We start from the raw sequence: 17,752 nt of genomic DNA on the forward strand, positions 1-17,752 counted from the left end.
TGTCTTTGCGTCATTCGGCGTCGCTTATGCCGACTTCTTCCTCCTGCTGTCTGGCGGATGCCATCCAGCCGCGACCCATTGACGGCGTACCGTGACGGCGATCAGTTGGTTCAACTGCAGAGCCACAACTGTAGCGCGACCACAGACCGTTTTGCCGATAATGATTGTACCGTCTTCGCTCCAGGTGAAGTGCCGTGACCAGATCTGTCGGCGAGGATCGAACAGGCGAACGACTCGCTTCGTCACCGGATCGCGAGCATGCGTCTGAGTCCCTTTGGCGTTATTGCACAAACGGCACGCCAACCACAGGTTTTCTTCTGCGTCAGTACCGCCTTTGGCTTTTGGGATGATGTGTTCGATCTCCAAAAGACCCAACACGTAACGCTGGCGACTTTGGCAATAGCCGCAGCGGTTTTCGGCAGATGTCCGTACGCGGACACGAACGATCTCGGGAATCTTGGTTTGGCTCATGGTTCCAATGCAGGCAAGATGCCACGTTTGACAGCTTCAGTTAATGCCTGAGACTTGCGTAAGAGGCCAATCTGGTAGATCTGCATCAACGCCTGCAATTCAGCGCGTTCTGACGGATAGAGGTTTTCCATCTGCTGCTTGGCCAGCAGTTGGCTCAGTCGTTCATCTTGCTCCGGCGGCAGCTGCAGATTAGTCAATGCCAGAATGTCAACATTGGCTAACTCGTTTACCGGCCTGACCATGTCATCGCGATCTGTCAGTACAGGCAGGGAGATCACGATGGTATCGGCCAACAAGTCAGCCACCTGGCGATTTGCCAGCCTGGCCAAGAATTCGGCCTGGTGAAATGTTTGATCAGGGAGAGTCACTTCGATCCTGGTCGTCATGATTTTGCCCTTTCATGTACCGCTTCTTAGAGGTTGAGCAGCATCCCCGCCAGCACCGCCGCGCGCGGCGCGAGCGGCTCAATCGTTACGTACTCGTCATCGGTGTGTGCGCCATCGCCGCATGCGCCCAGTCCATCCAGGGTGGGAATGCCCAGGGCGGCCGTCAGATTGCCATCACTGGCGCCGCCGACCGCGCGTTCGGCCAGGTCGAGGCCGATCTCCTGGCCCAGGCGCCGCGCCAGTTCGAACAAGCGCACCGTGCCTGGCAACCGTTCCATGGGCGGACGTTCCACGCCGCCGCTGATGCGCAGGCTGGCGTCCGGCAGATGCGGGCGCAGCGCATAGACCTGCTGTTCGATCCAAGCCGCATCCGCCAGGCGCTGAACGCGCACATCCACCTGCATCTCAGCCGCAGCCGGCACGGTGTTGACGGCCGTGCCGCCCTGAATCAGCCCCACGCTAACGGTGACGCCGCGTGCATAATCGGTCAACGCGGCCAGGGCCTGGATCTGGTGCGCCAGTTCCACAATGGCGTTGACGCCCAGTTCGTGCGCGGCGCCCGCATGCGAGGCGCGCCCCAGCGCGGTGATCGTGAACGTGCCCACGCCCTTGCGCGCGGTTTTCAACTCGCCGCCGTATGAGGCTGGTTCCAGCACCAAAACTGCTTCCGCCTCCCGCGCCAGCGCCTCGATCAAGGGCCGCGAATCGGCGCTTGCCAACTCCTCGTCAGCCGTGCTCAGCAGAATCACTGGACGCGGCAGGGGTCGCCCCAGGCGCTGTATGGCCTCGATGGCTGCGGCTGCCAGCAGCGTGCCGGCTTTCATGTCGTACGAGCCAGGCCCGTAGACGCGACCATTTTCCACCCGCGGCGGATTGCGCGGCAGACTGCCAAGCGGGTGCACCGTGTCGTGATGGGCCAGGAGCAGAACCGGCTTCTGGCCGCTGCCGGGCCACACGGCGCGCACCATGCTGCCGTTTACCTGACCGGGGATGATCTCAACCTGCGCGCCGCGGTCAGCCAGGTGCGCCGCCACGGCCTGCGCCATGCCTGTGGTAGCGGCGGCGTCGTTCGACGGCGATTCGATAGCGCACCAGGTCAACAGATCTCGAATCAGTTGATCTTGGCGAGCGGATAGATCGTGGAGCAATTCTTGCATCAACATGTTCGACCTCAAGTTGGCATCAATGTGGCGCTGTGCAAGGTCGCGCGGCCCAGCGCCTCGCGATGCACGGTGACACCCAGACCCAACGATGTGGGCACGCTAATCGTGCTGTCTGGGTTGAGGCTGAAGGTAGGTTCAGCGATGTCGGTCTGATAGTAACGACTGCTGGCCGAGATGTCGCCCGGCAGTCGAAAGTTGGGCAGCGAGGCCAGCGCTAGGTTGGCGGCGCGGCCGATGCCGGTTTCCAACATGCCGCCGCACCACACCGGTGCGCCAAGCGCCTGGCAAAGATCATGAATCTGGCGCGCAGGCAGCAGGCCGCCGACCCGACCTACCTTGATGTTGATGATACGGCAGGCTGCCAGTTCCAGGGCAGCGCGTGCATGCTGCACCGTCAGAATGCTTTCATCCAGGCAGATCGGCGTTTGCAGTTGGCGCTGCAGCAGGCTGTGCTCATAGATGTCGTCGTGATCGAGCGGTTGTTCGATCAGGAGCAAGTTGAATTCGTCCAACGGCCGCAGTAGATCGGCGTCAGCCAGGGTGTAGGCTGAATTGGCGTCTACCTGCAAGGGCACATCAGGAAACGCGGCGCGCACGGCCTTGACAAAGGCGATGTCTTTGCCCGGCTTGATCTTGAGCTTGACGCGGCCATAGCCCTGCGCCAGGTAGCCTGCGACCGTGTCCACCAATGCTTCCGGCGAGGACTGGATGCCGACGCTGACACCGACCGGTACGGCAGCGCGTGCGCCGCCGATGAAGGCGGCCAGGGATTCTCCCTGCTCAGCGGCCAACAGGCTGGCGGCCGCTTGCTCGACGGCTGCCCGCGCCATATGGTGCCCGCGCATCCAGGCCCAGCGGCTGTGCAAGTCTGCCAAATCAGCGACGGGCCGCGCCAAAACGGCCGGCGCCAGCCACCGGCTGAGGACAGACCAGGCGCTGTCGGTTGTCTCATAGGAATAGCTCGGAGAATCGCCCGCGACGCACTCGCCCCATCCGCTGCCTGCCGCGCTGCGCAGCTCGACGATGATCGCCTCGCGCTCCGTCTGGCGGCCAAAACTGGTCTCGAACGGCGTGACCAGCGGCATCGCGATGAGGTGCAAGGCCACCTGTTCAATGGCAATCATGCCCGATCCACGGCTCTGGCGCTGCCGTTGCCTTCGCTGATCGGAATCTGCGCCTTCGGACCGGTAGGCGGCGGAATCAAGAAAGGCTGCTGTGGTTCTTCGCCTTGCATGATGAGCTCGCCGCGCAGATAACCGCCTTCGTCCAACAGGAATGAGGCCACCTTGACGGTCCCCCAGATGCGTCCGCCCTCGAGCAGCTCGACGCGCTCGGCGGTAATCGTGCCTTTGAAGGCTCCCGACACCGACACGACCTTGGCCTGGATATCGGCCATGACCCGCGCGCTGGCCGTGATAATGACATTCGTGGGCGTGGTAATCGCGCCGCTTTCCACCACACCGTCAATCCGGACGCTGCCATCACAGCGCAGGTTGCCGCTGAAGGTGGCCCGCGCCCCAATCATGGCCTCGATGGCATCAGGTTCCGGTCGTTTCTCTTTTCCAAACACCAGGTTAGTTCCTTTCATGAACGAGATACAGTGACGCCTGAACAGCACACCTATTTGTGAAGAGGATCGCCCCATTCTTGCGGCGTCAGTTTGAGCAGCGGGCTGATCGTGCGCGCAGCGTGAATGCGTTCGATGGCGTCGGCCAAGAGGGGCGCCAGCGAAAGCACGACCAGCTTGGAATGATGTTTGCTGGGCGGGATGAAGATGGTATCCGTGACCACCAATTCCTTGATGATCGGGTTGTCGAGACGCTCCAACGCCGTGGGCAGCAGCAGTGGATGGGTAATCGCCAGGTAGATCTCCGGCCGCGCCCCGGCTTCGACCAGGGCGTTGAGCTGGGTGAGTATACTGCCGCCGGCGATCATGTCATCAATCACAATCGGCGTTCGATCGCGCAGATCGCCCACGACATGCGACGTTTCGACCGCGCTGTGCGACAGGCGTCGCTTGTGCATCAGCGCCAATGGCAATCCCATCGCCTCAGCATAACGGCCAGCCAGTTTCGCACGGCCTACGTCAGGCGCCACAATGATGGGGTTCTCCATCTCTTTATCTTGGAAGTATTCGATGAACACCTTGCGCGCGGACAGCGGATCCACGGGAATGTCGAAAAAGCCCTGGGTCGCTTCGGCATGAATATCCACATACACCACGCGGGTAACGCCGAGCGTCTCCAACATACGGGCTACCACGCGCGCACTAATGGCTTCACGGCCATGGGCCATGCGCTCTTGCCGGCTGTAGGGAAAGTAGGGAATGACTACCGTGAGTGAATGGGCCGACGCGCGGCGGAAGGCATCTACGAACAGCAACAGTTCCATCAAGTTATCGTTGACCGGCGGCCCACACGGTTGAATGAAAAAGATATCCTGTCCACGAATCGCTTCATGAATCTCAACGTACACTTCTGTATCCGCCAGGTGCTTCGTCTCACAGAGGCCGAGCTGTAGATTGAGACATTCGGCAATCCGTTCGGCCAGCGGGCGGTTGGCGGTGCCACAGAACAGATGCAACGGATGATGCGTCATACGGTCTTCTTCCTCTTTTGCGAACACGATGCGCAGCTTGCTGCCAGTGCGATTATATGATAGGATAGGTTTCTGGTCAAAGCCGGCCAGAAGTCCGAAGTCAAAGGTGGAATGACATGCGTAAGTTACTGATTGCGACGCACAACCAGGGCAAGGTGCGTGAGTATCGCGAGCTGCTGGCCGATTTGCCGGTTGAGGTCACTTTCCTGGACGAGCTTGGAATCACCACGGAGATTGACGAGACCGGCGAGAGTTTCGCCGAAAATGCGGTGCTCAAGGCGTTGGGCTATGCCGAGATGACCGGCCTCTGGACCTGGGCGGATGATTCTGGTCTGGAGGTTGATGCGCTCAACGGCGAGCCTGGCATCTTCTCGGCGCGCTACGGCGGCCTGCCAGACGACCAGGCGCGCTACACCTACCTGCTGGAGCGCCTGGCTGATGTGCCGGCCGGCCAACGCGCGGCTCGTTTTCGCTGCGTGGTGGCCCTTGCCCTGCCCGATGGTGATGCCTTCACCGCGTCGGGCGCCATCGAAGGCGCGATTGTGACCGCCCCGCGCGGCGGCAACGGCTTTGGCTACGACCCGATTTTTCAGATCGAATGGAGCGACCTGACGATGGCTGAACTGTCGCCGGAGCTAAAGAACTCCATCAGCCATCGGGCCAAGGCCGCGCGCAGCGCCCGCCGCATTCTCATGACGCTGCTTGAAGAGTTGGACGGCCCACAGGAGGATGTCCTGTAGACATTCCCATCGTCTGGCTGAGTGGCAAGTACTTCATCAGGAGAGTAGATCATGATCAACCTCGTCTTGTGGATTGTTTTTGGTGCGATAGTTGGCTGGCTGGCAAGCCTGGTGATGGGCAGCAATCGGCGCCAGGGCATGCTGCGTGATATTGTCATTGGCATAGCCGGCGCGTTCATCGGCGGCTGGCTGCTCGGCCGTGACATATCGAACGACCTCTTCAGCCTGCCCAGCATCATCACAGCGCTGGTTGGCGCCGTTGTCTTGTTGGCTCTGGTAAACCTGGGCACCCGCGGTCGCGTCCGCTGATGACGCCTGCGCTGCTGGACGGTTTTACCGTGACGGTGACGTTTCCCGTAGCCTGGGGCGAAATGGACGCCATGGGTCATGTCAACAACACCGTCTATTTCCGCTATTTTGAGAACGGCCGCGCCCAGTACATGACGGAGATCGGTTTCTTCGACGTGCGCGCCGATCAGCCGACCGTCGGCCCCATCCTGGCCTCGATCAACTGCCGCTTTCGTTATCCGCTTACCTACCCGGACAGAGTGACCGTGGGCGTGCGCGTGACGACGCTGGGCGCGGACCGCTTCACCGTGCAGCATCGAGTGGTCAGCCAGCAGGCCAACGTGATCGCGGCCGAAGGCGAGGGCGTCGTCGTCAGCTACGACTACCGCCGCGGCCAGAAGGCGCCGCTGCCCGCGGCCGTCCGCGAGGCCATCCTGGCCCTGGATGGCCCCAGCCTGAGCCTGGGGTAGCTCATTTTTGCCGATCCAGTTGTGATGTAAATGGTCGTGCGGGTCTACGCGACGCCTGGATTGAGCACCGTATGAACACCTCGCTTGACCTGGGTTTGCCACGGGGGTACAATCCAGGCGATGAAGCAAGGCAGGGGTGGGGTTCTGACTATGAAATTTCCGTACGGCATCAGCGATTTCGAGAAGCTCATAAGCGAAGGCTACTTCTACGTGGATCGTACTGATCGCATCCCCCTGCTGGAAAGCCTGGGCGATCAATTGATCTTTCTCCGCCCGCGACGCTTCGGCAAATCGCTGCTGCTCACGATGCTGGAGAACTATTACGACGTGGCCAAGGCCGAACGCTTTGCGCGACTGTTCGGCCACCTGGCGATCGGCCGCGCGCCCACACCGCAGCACAACCACTACCTGGTGATGCGTTGGGATTTTTCTTTTGTCCGCGCCTATGGCACACCAGCCGAAATCACTCAGGCTTTGCACAACCACGTCAACGTCCAGATTACGGGCTTTGCCTACCGTTACCGCAACATTCTGCCGACGGTTGTCCAGATCAGGGAGAATGACGCGATTGCGTCTTTTGAATCCTTACAGATGGCCGTGCAACAATCGCCGTATCACCTCTATCTCATGATTGATGAGTACGACAATTTCGCCAATGAAGTGATGATGAGCGCTCACTCTGGCAGCCGCCAACGTTACGAGGCGCTGCTGCACGGCGAGGGTGCGCTGAAGACGCTTTTCAAAGCAATCAAAGGCGGGGCAACCGGTCGCGGGGTAGATCGCGTCTTCATAACGGGCGTTTCGCCCGTGGTTCTGGCCGACATGACGAGCGGCTACAATGTGGCGCGGAACGTTTCTTTGCATCCCGCTTTGCTCGATTTGTGTGGTTTCATTGAAGCGGAAGTGGCGATGACCCTGCAGCAAGTTGCCGCCGACTGCCACTTCGCACCCGACCGCGCGGCCGAGGCTTTGGCCATGACGCGTACTTTTTACAATGGCTATCGCTTCGGCTACGACGCCGAGCAACCTGTGTATAACCCGACCCTGGCGCTCTATTTCCTACGGGAATTCCAAGAGCATTGCGCTTATCCCGAAGAGATGCTTGACAGCAACCTGGCGATGGATCGCAACCGACTAACTTATGTGTCGCAACTGCCAGGTGGCAGCCAACTGATTCTCGATGCCGTGGCCGGCGATCCCCCAGTCAGCGTTGACCGCCTGGCCGACCGTTTCGGCGTCGAAGACATGGTGCGTGAGGACAAGGAGGCGGGCTTCAATGCCTCGCTGCTCTATTACCTCGGTGTGCTCACCCTGGCCGGCCGATCGGAGTTAGACCGTCTGCGGTTGGTCATCCCCAATCTGGTGGTACGTAAATTGTATGTTGAGCGCCTGCTGGAGTTGATCTTGCCCGACCGCCGCGATCACGCCGCACCCGCCCTGGCGGCTGAAACATTCTATCAAACCGGCGACTTGCAGCCGCTGTGCGACTTCATCGAAGGCCGCTACTTCAAGGCGCTGGACAATCGCGACTACCGTCGCGCCGATGAATTGATTGTGAAGGTCGCGTTTCTGACGCTGTTGTTCAACGACCGGCTGTACATCATGGATTCGGAAACAAAAGTGGAACGGGGTTATGCCGACCTCACCATGATCGTGCGGCCGGAGCGCCGGCATTTGCCCATCAGCGACTTCTTGTTCGAGTTCAAGTTCGTTGCGCTGGCCGAGGCCAAGCTGTCCGGCGAAACGGCGCGGGGACTGCGCCAGGCCGACGTGGCGACGTTGCCCGCGTTGCAAAGCCAAATGATCGAGGCGCGGGCAAGGCTGGAGAGCTATCGCCAGGCATTGCAAACCAAGCACCATGACCGTCTGCATCTGCGGACTTATGCGGTCGTCGCCTTGGGGTTCGAGCGGCTGCTGTGGGAAGAAGTGTAGTGCTGCTCGGCGAAGCCCAACCGCGTCTATCGTCTGGCGGTTGAGCGCGTGTCGCACCTGGTATCATGGTTGAGGAAGGATCACGCCTATGACTTTTCCCGTTGCCGGCCCGCTGCGCACCTGGCTGCTGGCTTTGTTGGCGCTGTGGGCGCTTCTGCTCTTTGGCGGGTTCATCTTTGGTCAACCCGATGCGGCTCAATCGCAACGCATCCCGACCTGGATGCGCATGGCGTCATCGGCCGTGCTGGTAGTGGCGGCCTGGAGTTGGTGGCTGGCAGGGGTGCAAGACAAAGGGATGGCTCTGCTGATTGCCGTCGGCATGAGCCTGGGCTTCTTGGGCGACCTGTTCATGGCCGGACTGCTGCCCGCGTCGCCGCGCGTGCTGTGGGGCATGGGCGCTTTCGGCCTGGGGCACGTGGCCTACATTGCTGCGTTTATGCGCCTCGCCAACGTGCTGGGCTTGACGGCCAATGGGCCACGCCTGGCCGCCTGGTTGGCCTGGCTGCTGATCGGCGCCGTGGGCTGGTACTTGGTGGTTTTTCGGGGTCAGCAGGCCACGGCGCTGCACTGGGCTGCGCTGCCGTACGCGCTGCTGCTGGCCAGCACGGCCGGTCTGGCCAGCGGATTGGCGCTGCAAGCGCGGACGTTCATTCCGCTGGCCCTGGGCGGCGCGCTTTTCTTAACCAGCGACCTCATCCTGGCCGCGCAGCTTTTCAACGGATTGTCCTTCCCCTTGATTGGCAGCGTGATCTGGCTCACCTACGGCCCGGCGCAGGCGCTGATCGTCGCCATATCGCAGAATCGTCCCTGAACAAAAAGCACACGAGCGGCGTACACCGTTGTACACCGCTCGCCTGCTCTGTTGGAAAGGGCCAAGCCCAATTCACCACGGTTGTTCAATTGGGGGTTGCGACATGCCGTCGCCCGGCTTTACTCCCATTCGCGTCGCCACCGCTCGGTCAGTTCTTCCATTTCACGCTCATTCATCACCGTCATGAGCTTGGTGATCATCTGCACTTCAGGCAGCGCGCCTTCGATGTGCACCACCTCATTGATGACCGTGCGCGGCACGCCGTACACCTGGTATCTGGCCGACAGATGCGGAAATTCCGAGGCTTCCACCATCGAAGCGGTAATCAAATCGCTGGCCATGGCCAACTGGTAGGCGAGCATCACGGCTCGCGGACAGTACGGTCAGGTGGGGGTGACGTACACCTGGATGTTCACCGGTTTCGTCAGGCGCTGCAACTCGGCCAGGGTTTTTGGCTTCAGTTCGGCCTTACCATGACTGACGAGGATGATCGTTTCGATCAGCGTGCCGAATTCATAGCCCGACGGGATGCCGTAGAAGCGAATGCCGAAATCGGTGGGCGCCGGGCCGTTTTGCACCACGGCAAAGGCCGGAATCTTGTCCACGTGATACTGCTGGGCGAGCGCCGCGTCGCCCACAAAGTCGCGCACCTCCACGGTGATTTTGTCCGAGAGCGCGGCCACTTCTTCGATCAGATCCCGCGTTTCACGGCAAAAGTGACACTCCAATGCGCCACCTTCGCCCTGGGTAAATAGAATGAGTTTCACCGGCGCGGCCAGCGCTTCGAAGGCTGCACGCACCTGTTTCTGAATATCTGCGTTGAGAAACGCCATAGACGGCTCCTTCATGGTTAGTCTAGATTGAGCGATTTCCGAAATCCGGTTCAGGTTTTCGTTGTCCTCGCTAGGTTAGATACAGGCCGCAACAGAAGGTGACAACCTGCGCGCCGGCGATGTTACCGGCGGCGCCGATTGGCCGTCTCAATGGGTGACATCAAACCCACGCTGCTGCGCCCCCGATTTGACTTGGAGATAATCATGTTTTCCCTAACTTCGACCAAAACCCCCTTGACGGCCCGGCTCACGCCGCGTGGCTCCCTACGCCGCCTGTCCCTGAGCCTGTGCGTCGTGAGCGTAGGTCTGATCCTGGCCGCCTGCGGCGCGACGCCCACCCCGGCGCTGACAGCCACGCAGGTGCCGACGCTCACGCCGACGCCGACGCAGGTGCCTACACTGACGCCGACGAATGTGCCTACGTTGGCCCCCACGGCGACCGCAACGCCGGCGGCCTCACCGACACCGACGAAAGCGCCTGTCGCAACCGCAACCCCTATCTCCGCGGCGACGGTCGCTCCAACCAGCAGGCCATCGCCGAGCATCGCTGGTCAGTTTGACGGTCTGGCCCTCAGCCTGGCGCCTGTGATCAGCGGGCTGGATGAGCCGGTCTTTATCACCCATGCCGGCGACGGCAGCGACCGCCTGTTTATCGTGGAGAAGCGCGGCGCGATTCGCATCTGGCAATCCGGCCGCCTGCTGGAGACCCCGTTCCTCGACATTGCCGATCGTGTGGGCAGCCGTTCCAGCGAGCAGGGGCTGCTGGGCCTGGCCTTTGCGCCCGATTTTGCCAGCAGCCGCCTCTTCTTCGTCAACTACACCAATCTGCAGGGCGACACGATCGTGGAACGCTATGGCGTCACCGATGATCCCAATCGCGCCGACCCAACCAGCGACTTCCGCATCCTGCGCATTGACCAGCCCGCACCCAATCACAACGGCGGCATGTTGGCGTTTGGGCCGGACGGCAACCTGTGGATCGGCACCGGCGACGGCGGTGGGGCTGGCGATGTCTATCGCAACGGCCAGAACCCCAAGTCGCTGCTGGGCAAGATGCTGCGCCTGGACGTGACCAGCGATTCGTCCAAGCCCTATCAGGCGCCGACCGATAATCCGTGGGTCAACCAGACCTGGAACGGCCAGACGATGGCGCCCGAAATCTGGGCCGTAGGCCTGCGCAACCCCTGGCGCTTCAGCTTCGATCGTGCGACGGGCGACCTGTGGATCGGCGATGTGGGTCAAAACGCCTACGAAGAAGTGGATTGGGTGGCGGCTGAGCAGAAGGGCTATCCCAATGGCGGCCTCAACTTCGGCTGGCCCATCATGGAAGGCGTGCATTGCTATGGTTCTAGCGCCGGGTGCAACCGCCAGGGCCTGGCGCTGCCGGTAGCGGAGTATGACCATGATACCGGCGGCTGCGCCGTGACCGGCGGCTATGTCTACCGCGGCGCGGCCATACCTGAGCTGGAAGGCGTTTACTTCTACGGCGACTATTGCAGCGGGTACATCTGGGCGTTGCGCGCCGCTGGCAGCGGCGTGCAGGCCCCCGTGCGCGTGTTCGCCAGCGATCTCAACATCAGCTCGTTTGGTGAAGATGAAGCCGGCGAGCTGTACGTCGCCGACCTGGGCAAAGGGACGATCTTCCGGCTCGTCAAGCCGTGAAATTCCGCAGCAGGCAAAGGCGCGCAGGGAAAACGCCAACTCTCACCGCCTTTGACGCGAGCGGGTGTATCTCAGGGTGGGCGTGTGTCCCGTAGGGACACCTGATCTTATCCCCGCGGTCGCGGTATCGCCAGGGGATACGCCGGGGCGCCCTCATTCAATCGTCCCTACGGGACGACGGACGCGGGGCCGTCGCGGATCTCAAGTCAAGCGTCCCTACGGGACAACGGACGCGGGGGCCGTCGTCGATCTCGAGTCAAGGCGTCCCTTCGGGACGACGGACGCGGGGCCGTCGCCGATCTCAAGTCAAGGCGTCCTTCGGGACGACACGCTCACTCAGCGTGACCTGGACGTGTCGTAAGGGTAAAACCGGCGCAGTGTTTTCACCGATGGGTTGGCTCAAATAACCAAGAGGGCCTGAGACGCCCTTGACGGCCAAATCTGCGGGCGACATGAGGCAACGCATAACGGCGGAATTGTTCATCAAGAAAGAGCGGCTCATTGAGAGAGCCGCTCTTTCTTGATTGTTCGCAAGCGTGTTACTTTAGCCCCAAGTCAATCAATGCCTCTTTGAGGCCAAATCTGAGGTCGCCCACTTTCGCCTTGAGGCTCTTGGCGTTTGTCGGGACCTCATAGATAGCTGTGCAGGTCTTCGTAACGTTCGGATTGAGGCTTTCTACCACACACAGTTCCGCGGTCGGTATGAACATGAACACGTCGCCTGCGCCTTTGAAGGTACGGTCTTGGTCGTCAACAAGATCGAACCCGGCAAAGGTCAGCATATCTTTGCTCAAGTTTTCCACCTCAAAACGCAGTTGCACGAATCGCCCGGTCGTCGTCTTGTCTTCAACAAACTGATTGTCGCTCTTGAGCTTGTTGCCTAAGTCTTTCGCCGAAACGATCTTCCACCGCACCTCGCCAACCTTCACATCCTGTCCAACGGCCGGCAATGGCGTGGGAGCAACCGTGGGCTTTGGCTGCGATGGCGTAGGAGCGACCGTTGCCTCGGGTTGTGAAGGGGTGCTTACACCGGATGATTGGCTGGTGGGTGTAATTCCTGGATTCGTGGCAGCCGTATCGTTGTTGGCGCGATTGCCACCGCCCCCGATGGCGCTCAGGATACCGGCAAGCACGGCTAACCCGATGAGGCCCAAACACCCGAATTTCAAGAATTTCTTCATGGCTGGACTGGCTCCTTTGTTGGGATGATGTTTGACCTTGGAGGATCGCCAGCTCGGAGGCAATCTCCACAGTGTCAGATGTCAATAGCCGAAAGAGGATCTTCGGCCACACCGATTGAGCGCGAGTATAACATGAAAAAAAAAAAACGCCAACTTTTACCTGGATTACAACAAGGGCCGCCTGGCCTGTGTGTCCCACACCTGAATAACAACAGAGAAAAACTGCGCTGTCAACCACAGAAAAGCCGCCGATGGCGGTCGGCGGCTGAAACAGCGAGAAGCGTGCTGAAGCCAGGCTCAGCATGGTGGGTTGAATGTCCTTCTTGCGCAGTCCTGGCCCTCACATCAGCGGTAGATTGAGATAGCCATCCGGAATGAAAAGGCTGCCCTGGGTGACGCCTTGCGGCGCCCACTGCGCAAGCTGCCTGTTCAGTTCAAAAGCTGAGCGCGCGCCAGCCAGGGTGTCACTGAACGCGCGGGCGATGCGCGTCACCTGCTCGGCCGTTTCGTGCACGAACTCCAGGCGCCAGTGCTGGATGCCGGCCTGGCGCCAGCTTTCCAGGTGCTGGCTGGCTTCCTGCGCCTCCGCGCCGAAGACGGTGTTGCGGCAGCCAACATCGGCCATGACCGCATGGCTGCGGCCGGCCACGTCGCGCAGGGCCACGCGGTGAGTTTCGCACGGGTGGCCGCAGTCCTTGTAGCTCGTGCCGTTGGACAGAAAACGGCAGAAGACGCAGTGCTCGGTGTGGAAAACCGGCAGATGGTGGTAGGCTACGACTTCGATCTTGTCCGCGCCGATGCCGCGGGCCAGATCGGCTACCTGCGCGGCGTTGAGATCGTGCGTGGGGGTGATGCGCTGCAGGCCGCGGCGCAACAAGAGGTCCGCAGTCAGGACGTTGGCCGCGTTCAGGCTGAAGTCGCCGATCAGCGGCAGATGCGGGGCCACTTGCAGCGCGTAGAGCAGGCCGGTGGAACGCACCACGATCGGACAGTCGAGGCGCAGGAGGAAGTTGACGATGCGCTGCTCGTTGGGCTTGAGCACGCGCGGGCTGGCGACGCGCGCGGTGACGCCTGCGGCCTGCACCCGCTCCACAGCCGGGCGCAGACCGTACAGATCGAGATAGTCCAGCGTGATGCTGGCCGGCCGCAGGGCCAGCGCGGCGTCGAGCTGTTCCGGCGTGCGCACCAGCAGGTGCAGCTGCGGCGCCAGGTCAAGCGCGGGCGCCGGGCTGATCTGCGCCAGGGCTGCAGCCAGCATGGCCTGCGGATCGTGAATCTCCGGCACGCGCGGCTGGCCGAGGTGGTCGGCCAGCTGCTCCACAGCCTGCCGGCGCAGTTGGTTGAGCAGGGAACTGGGCGCAAACGGGCGTCCGCGTACGTCGAGGTGCAGCTCAGCCAGGGTATAGGGCGTTTGACCCAAACGACCCAACTGCTGGCGCAAGAATTCATCCGTCAGCGCCCGCTGCTGCGCCGCGGCCAGCGGTTCGTCGCTCTGCACGCTGACCGGCAGGTCCGGCCGGGCCAGCAGCGTCCAAGTCATGCGCAGCGGCGCGCCTTCATGCGCGGTGACGTGAACGGCCAGCGGCTGCTTATGGCGCGGCGAGGCGGCCTCGGTGAACGGCCGCGCGGCCTTGTCCAGGTCAGGGTCGTGCGTGCGCCACACCAGGTCGCCGGGCCGGATACGGCCAAAATCAAGCGCGCCGTTGCCGAACTGTACTTCCAGTTGGCCGTTGCGTGCGGCGGTTGCCTGGTACACGCGGCCGCCCTCTTCGGGCAGCTCCGGACTGCGCCAGTCTGCGGCATCGAAGACCACGCCGTCGCCCGACTTCAGCGGCGCCACGGTCGCGTCCGCGGAAGGCGCCAGCACGATGCGATCGGCCAGCACGCGCGCGACGCGGCCCATCAACACGCCGCGGTGTCGCGGCGCGCGGCCGGATACGACGGTTTGGTGGTTCGTGCCGGTAATGAAATGCGCGCCCAGCCCGCGTGAGTAGACCTGTTCCAACTGGAGTTCCTCACGGCGGGTCACGCTGAGCGGCAAGCCGGCCCAGGCTTCGTCCACGGCCTTGCGATAGGCCGCGGTGGTCAGCGCGACGTAGTTGGCATCCTTGTAGCGGCCTTCGATCTTGAGCGCGGCAATGCCAATCTGCACAATTTCCGGCATCTGCTGCAAGGCGTAGAGATCGCCCGGCGAGAGCAGGTAGCGCGCATCGCCCAGCGGCGTCAGGCGGTCATCCACCAGCAGCTCGTAGGGCAGGCGGCAGGCCTGCGCACATTGGCCGCGGTTGGCGCTGCGGCCGCCCCAGGCTTCAGAAGAAAAGCATTGGCCGGAGTAGGAGACGCACAGCGCGCCGTGGACGAACATCTCCAGTTCGCAGTCGGTTTGGCCGCGGATGGCGCGCACCTCGTCCAGCGACAGTTCGCGCGCCATGACGACCCGGCTGACCCCAAACTGCTGCGCCAGGCGGATGCCTTCCGCGCTGGTCAGACTCATCTGCGTGCTGCCGTGGATTTCGAGCGCGGGCGCCACCTGGTGCGCGAGTTGGGCCATGCCCACATCCTGCACGATGATCGCGTCCGCGCCGGCCTCGATGATGCCGGTCAGCGTTTGTACGGCTTCGGCCAGCTCGTGATCGAAGATCAACGTGTTGAAGGTGACGTAACCCTTGGCCCCGCGGCGGTGCAGGGTGGACATGACCTCCGGCAGCTCGGCCAGCGCAAAGCCCACTTTGGCCCGCGCCGTGAAGTGCTTGAGGCCGAAGTAAACGGCATCGGCGCCGGCTTCGATGGCGGCCTGCATCTGCGGCCAGTAGCCGGCCGGGCTCATGATTTCTGGTTTGGCAAGGCGGATTGGTTGGTTCATCGCAGGGCCATTGTAGGGGAAAAGAGAGCGATAGGCAAAACATGATTGAGAGCATTACGCCGGGCCACAACCTCTGCTAAAATGGGTGTCATGAATCCAATCACGCAGTTCTTCGTGAACCACATCATCGAGGTTTACTTCTTCTACGGCCTGGCTTTCTTCACGATGGGGCTGGCGCTGGCGCTCTCCGGCCGGCGGACGTCTGAACTGCAGTTTGCGCGCGCCATCGGCCCGCTGGCTGTTTTTGGCCTGCTGCACGGCGCGCACGAATGGGTGGAGATGTTCCAGCAAATCGCGGCCGTAACGGATGGCTATCGGCCGCCGGTCAGCCATGAGATCATGCGCCTCTTACTCCTGATCGTATCGTTTGTGGCCCTGGACGCCTTCGGCATCGTGCTCCTGCGCCGCGAGGCGCCCAATTGGCGGCGCGTCGCGCAGCCGGTGGGCCTGCTCGTTGGTGTGTGGGCGCTCAGCGTGCTGATGGTGCAGTTGATTGCCGAACCGACGCTGCCGCAGCTCGTGACCCTGGCCGACGTGTTGGGGCGCTACGTGCTGGCGATGCCTGGCGCGGTCATTGGCGCGTGGGCGATGATGTCGCAACAGCACGAATTCCGCGACTACGGCATGCCCCAATTTGGTCGCAACCTGGTGTGGTGCGCCACGGCCCTCTTGCTCTACGGCGTCCTGGGCCAGGTTTTCGTGCGTCAAACCGCGCTCTTTCCTTCGACCGTGCTCAACACCGCTTTGTTCTTACGCTGGTTTGGCATTCCGGTGCAGCTCTTCCGCGGGATGATGGCGGCGTTGTGGGCGTTCTTCATGGTGCGCACACTGGAGGCCTTCAAGTTGGAGAGCCGTCTGCGGCTGGCCAAAGCCAATGAGGCCCGTTTGCAGGCTCTGCACCAGGTGGTCAACGCCCAGGAATCGGAACGCCAGCGCGTGGCCCGTGAACTGCACGACGCCACCGGCCAATCGTTGGCGGCCATTGCGCTCGGCCTGCGCGGCGTAGAAACGGTCCTGGCCACGGGCACGGCCATCCCCGCGACGCTGCTGCCTCAAGTTCGTGAGTTGAAGAACTTCAGCACCGATGCCATTGGCGAGCTGCGCCAGATCATCGCCGACCTGCGGCCGGCGTTGCTGGACGACATGGGGTTGGAAGCCGCGTTGGATTGGTATGTCCAAGAGTTTCAACGTCGCCACAACGTGCGCACCTTCCTGGATGTGCAGGGTTCGATCAAACGCCTGCCATCCGAGTATGAAACGGTGCTCTTTCGCATCACGCAAGAAGCCCTGACCAACGTGGCCAAGCACGCGCGCGCCAGCCAGGTCACAGTGCAACTGGAGATGGCGCCGACCCAGGTTTCGTTGGTCATCGAGGACGACGGCGTGGGCTTCGATGCGCGCAAATTACTGACTAGCAGCGCCTCACGCACGGCCTGGGGCTTGCTGGGAATACAAGAACGCGCCATCCTGATGGGCGGTGAGTGCTCGATTGTCGCGACGCCCGGCCAGGGTACGTTGATCGAGATCAAGCTGCCGTTGGCGCAGGAAGTCAACCATGGCTAGAATCAAATTACTGCTCGTGGACGACCATCAAATTGTGCGCGCGGGCCTGCGCATGTTGTTCATGGCCGAGCCAGACGTTGAGATTGTGGGCGAGGCCAGCAGCGGAGAAGAGGCTCTGGCCGCGGTTGCCCGCGGCCAACCTGACATCGTGCTGATGGACGCGGCCATGCCGGGCATGAGCGGCATGGAGGCCACGCGCCGCATCAAACAGGCCTATCCCGATGTGGCTGTGTTGGCCTTGACCATGCACGAAGACGAGCGCTATTTCTTTGAGATGCTGAATGCCGGCGCGTCTGGCTATGTGCCCAAGCGAGCCGCGCCCGATGATCTGATGTCGGCCATTCGCGTCGTCAGCCAGGGCGATGTTTTCATCTACCCCTCGCTGGCCCGGCTGCTGGTGAACGATTTCCTGCAGCGCTCCGAGGCCACGACCGGTGACAGCCTGGACTCGCTGACCGCACGCGAGCATGAGGTATTGACCCTGATCGCGGATGGCCTATCGAACAAAGAAATTGCCGACCGCCTGGTCTTAAGCGTCAAGACCGTGGACCACCACCGTGAAAACATCATGCGCAAACTCAATCTACACACGCGCGTGGAATTGACCCGCTATGCCATCGGGAAGGGCCTCATCAGCGCCGGTCAGACGTCAGAACGCTGAATACGAAATGCTGAATTCGGAATGCTGAATCGCGGCTGCCAGATATCCGGTTAGTTGCCCATGCGCTCGGCGCACAACCGCGAACGAAAATTCCGGCAGGCCAGGAGTCCCGAACTTGTTCGGGTTGTTA

17 protein-coding genes are annotated in these 17,752 nt (G+C 61.8%); 8 read left to right on the plus strand and 9 right to left on the minus strand.

Annotation, left to right across the window (positions count from 1 at the left end; translation table 11 throughout):
- Positions 1–24 precede the first annotated feature (24 nt).
- Genes ACPQ6D_RS17415 through ACPQ6D_RS17440 form a run of 6 tightly spaced genes read right to left on the minus strand, consistent with a single transcriptional unit; the run spans position 25 to position 4,618 of the window.
- Positions 25–471, minus strand: coding sequence for an HNH endonuclease (locus ACPQ6D_RS17415; RefSeq protein ID WP_423225624.1), 447 nt, complete (start codon positions 469–471; stop codon positions 25–27).
- Complete coding sequence (locus ACPQ6D_RS17420; protein ID WP_423225625.1) at positions 468–857, minus strand: hypothetical protein; 390 nt, start codon at positions 855–857, stop codon at positions 468–470. Before ACPQ6D_RS17420 ends, ACPQ6D_RS17415 begins: the two co-directional genes overlap by 4 nt.
- 26 nt (positions 858–883) lie before the next feature.
- Positions 884–2,020 (minus strand): M20 family metallopeptidase, encoded by a 1,137-nt coding sequence (locus tag ACPQ6D_RS17425; protein ID WP_423225626.1) that lies wholly within the window; start codon positions 2,018–2,020, stop codon positions 884–886.
- 8 nt (positions 2,021–2,028) lie between these two features.
- Positions 2,029–3,141: an o-succinylbenzoate synthase gene (menC, locus tag ACPQ6D_RS17430; protein ID WP_423225650.1), complete on the minus strand. Its 1,113-nt coding sequence runs from the start codon at positions 3,139–3,141 to the stop codon at positions 2,029–2,031.
- The gene (locus ACPQ6D_RS17435) at positions 3,141–3,590 is read right to left on the minus strand and encodes a bactofilin family protein (protein ID WP_423225627.1); all 450 of its coding nucleotides are present in this window, start codon (positions 3,588–3,590) and stop codon (positions 3,141–3,143) included. The genes menC and ACPQ6D_RS17435 overlap by 1 nt, the downstream gene beginning before the upstream one ends.
- Positions 3,591–3,640: 50 nt before the next feature.
- On the minus strand, positions 3,641–4,618 hold the full coding sequence (locus ACPQ6D_RS17440; protein ID WP_423225628.1) for a ribose-phosphate diphosphokinase: 978 nt from the start codon (positions 4,616–4,618) through the stop codon (positions 3,641–3,643).
- Positions 4,619–4,734: 116 nt separating this feature from the next.
- On the opposite strand from ACPQ6D_RS17440, the gene rdgB reads away from it, so the two are divergent.
- The 5 genes from rdgB to ACPQ6D_RS17465 all read left to right on the plus strand — a co-directional run bounded on the left by rdgB (position 4,735) and on the right by ACPQ6D_RS17465 (position 8,859).
- Positions 4,735–5,358, plus strand: a complete 624-nt coding sequence (rdgB, locus tag ACPQ6D_RS17445) for an RdgB/HAM1 family non-canonical purine NTP pyrophosphatase (protein ID WP_423225629.1) — start codon at positions 4,735–4,737, stop codon at positions 5,356–5,358.
- Positions 5,359–5,409: 51 nt separating this feature from the next.
- Entirely contained in the window at positions 5,410–5,667 is a 258-nt protein-coding gene (locus ACPQ6D_RS17450; RefSeq protein ID WP_423225630.1) for a GlsB/YeaQ/YmgE family stress response membrane protein, read from the plus strand.
- Entirely contained in the window at positions 5,667–6,116 is a 450-nt protein-coding gene (locus ACPQ6D_RS17455; protein ID WP_423225631.1) for an acyl-CoA thioesterase, read from the plus strand. The genes ACPQ6D_RS17450 and ACPQ6D_RS17455 overlap by 1 nt, the downstream gene beginning before the upstream one ends.
- Before the next feature lie 150 nt (positions 6,117–6,266).
- Positions 6,267–8,048 carry an AAA family ATPase gene (locus ACPQ6D_RS17460; protein WP_423225632.1) on the plus strand — a complete coding sequence of 594 codons (1,782 nt, stop codon included), beginning with the start codon at positions 6,267–6,269 and terminating at the stop codon, positions 8,046–8,048.
- An 88-nt stretch (positions 8,049–8,136) separates the two neighbouring features.
- On the plus strand, positions 8,137–8,859 hold the full coding sequence (locus tag ACPQ6D_RS17465) for a lysoplasmalogenase (protein WP_423225633.1): 723 nt from the start codon (positions 8,137–8,139) through the stop codon (positions 8,857–8,859).
- Between the two features lie 119 nt (positions 8,860–8,978).
- Here the strand turns inward: ACPQ6D_RS17465 and pdo are convergent, their stop codons facing one another.
- Positions 8,979–9,692, minus strand: coding sequence for a protein disulfide oxidoreductase (pdo, locus tag ACPQ6D_RS17470; RefSeq protein ID WP_423225634.1), 714 nt, complete (start codon positions 9,690–9,692; stop codon positions 8,979–8,981).
- A gap of 204 nt (positions 9,693–9,896) precedes the next feature.
- On the opposite strand from pdo, the gene ACPQ6D_RS17475 reads away from it, so the two are divergent.
- Complete coding sequence (locus tag ACPQ6D_RS17475; protein ID WP_423225635.1) at positions 9,897–11,354, plus strand: PQQ-dependent sugar dehydrogenase; 1,458 nt, start codon at positions 9,897–9,899, stop codon at positions 11,352–11,354.
- A gap of 539 nt (positions 11,355–11,893) precedes the next feature.
- Here the strand turns inward: ACPQ6D_RS17475 and ACPQ6D_RS17480 are convergent.
- Positions 11,894–12,535 (minus strand): DUF4352 domain-containing protein, encoded by a 642-nt coding sequence (locus tag ACPQ6D_RS17480; RefSeq protein ID WP_423225636.1) that lies wholly within the window; start codon positions 12,533–12,535, stop codon positions 11,894–11,896.
- Positions 12,536–12,875: 340 nt separating this feature from the next.
- Positions 12,876–15,398 carry a U32 family peptidase gene (locus tag ACPQ6D_RS17485; protein WP_423225637.1) on the minus strand — a complete coding sequence of 841 codons (2,523 nt, stop codon included), beginning with the start codon at positions 15,396–15,398 and terminating at the stop codon, positions 12,876–12,878.
- Positions 15,399–15,488: 90 nt separating this feature from the next.
- Here ACPQ6D_RS17485 and ACPQ6D_RS17490 point away from each other — a divergent pair, with 90 nt between their 5' ends.
- Complete coding sequence (locus ACPQ6D_RS17490; protein ID WP_423225638.1) at positions 15,489–16,961, plus strand: sensor histidine kinase; 1,473 nt, start codon at positions 15,489–15,491, stop codon at positions 16,959–16,961.
- Positions 16,954–17,622 carry a response regulator gene (locus tag ACPQ6D_RS17495; RefSeq protein WP_423225639.1) on the plus strand — a complete coding sequence of 223 codons (669 nt, stop codon included), beginning with the start codon at positions 16,954–16,956 and terminating at the stop codon, positions 17,620–17,622. Before ACPQ6D_RS17490 ends, ACPQ6D_RS17495 begins: the two co-directional genes overlap by 8 nt.
- Positions 17,623–17,752 lie beyond the last annotated feature (130 nt).

The sequence above is a fragment of the Candidatus Amarolinea aalborgensis genome, assembly GCF_900491745.1.
GTDB lineage: Bacteria > Chloroflexota > Anaerolineae > SSC4 > Amarolineaceae > Amarolinea > Amarolinea aalborgensis.

Coding starts and splice junctions, on each gene's coding strand:
- ACPQ6D_RS17415 (WP_423225624.1), bottom strand. CDS start 471: ATGAGCCAAACCAAGATTCCCGAGATCGTTCGTGTCCGCGTACGGACA.
- ACPQ6D_RS17420 (WP_423225625.1), bottom strand. CDS start 857: ATGACGACCAGGATCGAAGTGACTCTCCCTGATCAAACATTTCACCAG.
- ACPQ6D_RS17425 (WP_423225626.1), bottom strand. CDS start 2,020: ATGTTGATGCAAGAATTGCTCCACGATCTATCCGCTCGCCAAGATCAA.
- ACPQ6D_RS17440 (WP_423225628.1), bottom strand. CDS start 4,618: ATGACGCATCATCCGTTGCATCTGTTCTGTGGCACCGCCAACCGCCCG.
- rdgB (WP_423225629.1), top strand. CDS start 4,735: ATGCGTAAGTTACTGATTGCGACGCACAACCAGGGCAAGGTGCGTGAG.
- ACPQ6D_RS17450 (WP_423225630.1), top strand. CDS start 5,410: ATGATCAACCTCGTCTTGTGGATTGTTTTTGGTGCGATAGTTGGCTGG.
- ACPQ6D_RS17455 (WP_423225631.1), top strand. CDS start 5,667: ATGACGCCTGCGCTGCTGGACGGTTTTACCGTGACGGTGACGTTTCCC.
- ACPQ6D_RS17460 (WP_423225632.1), top strand. CDS start 6,267: ATGAAATTTCCGTACGGCATCAGCGATTTCGAGAAGCTCATAAGCGAA.
- ACPQ6D_RS17465 (WP_423225633.1), top strand. CDS start 8,137: ATGACTTTTCCCGTTGCCGGCCCGCTGCGCACCTGGCTGCTGGCTTTG.
- ACPQ6D_RS17475 (WP_423225635.1), top strand. CDS start 9,897: ATGTTTTCCCTAACTTCGACCAAAACCCCCTTGACGGCCCGGCTCACG.
- ACPQ6D_RS17480 (WP_423225636.1), bottom strand. CDS start 12,535: ATGAAGAAATTCTTGAAATTCGGGTGTTTGGGCCTCATCGGGTTAGCC.
- ACPQ6D_RS17485 (WP_423225637.1), bottom strand. CDS start 15,398: ATGAACCAACCAATCCGCCTTGCCAAACCAGAAATCATGAGCCCGGCC.
- ACPQ6D_RS17490 (WP_423225638.1), top strand. CDS start 15,489: ATGAATCCAATCACGCAGTTCTTCGTGAACCACATCATCGAGGTTTAC.
- ACPQ6D_RS17495 (WP_423225639.1), top strand. CDS start 16,954: ATGGCTAGAATCAAATTACTGCTCGTGGACGACCATCAAATTGTGCGC.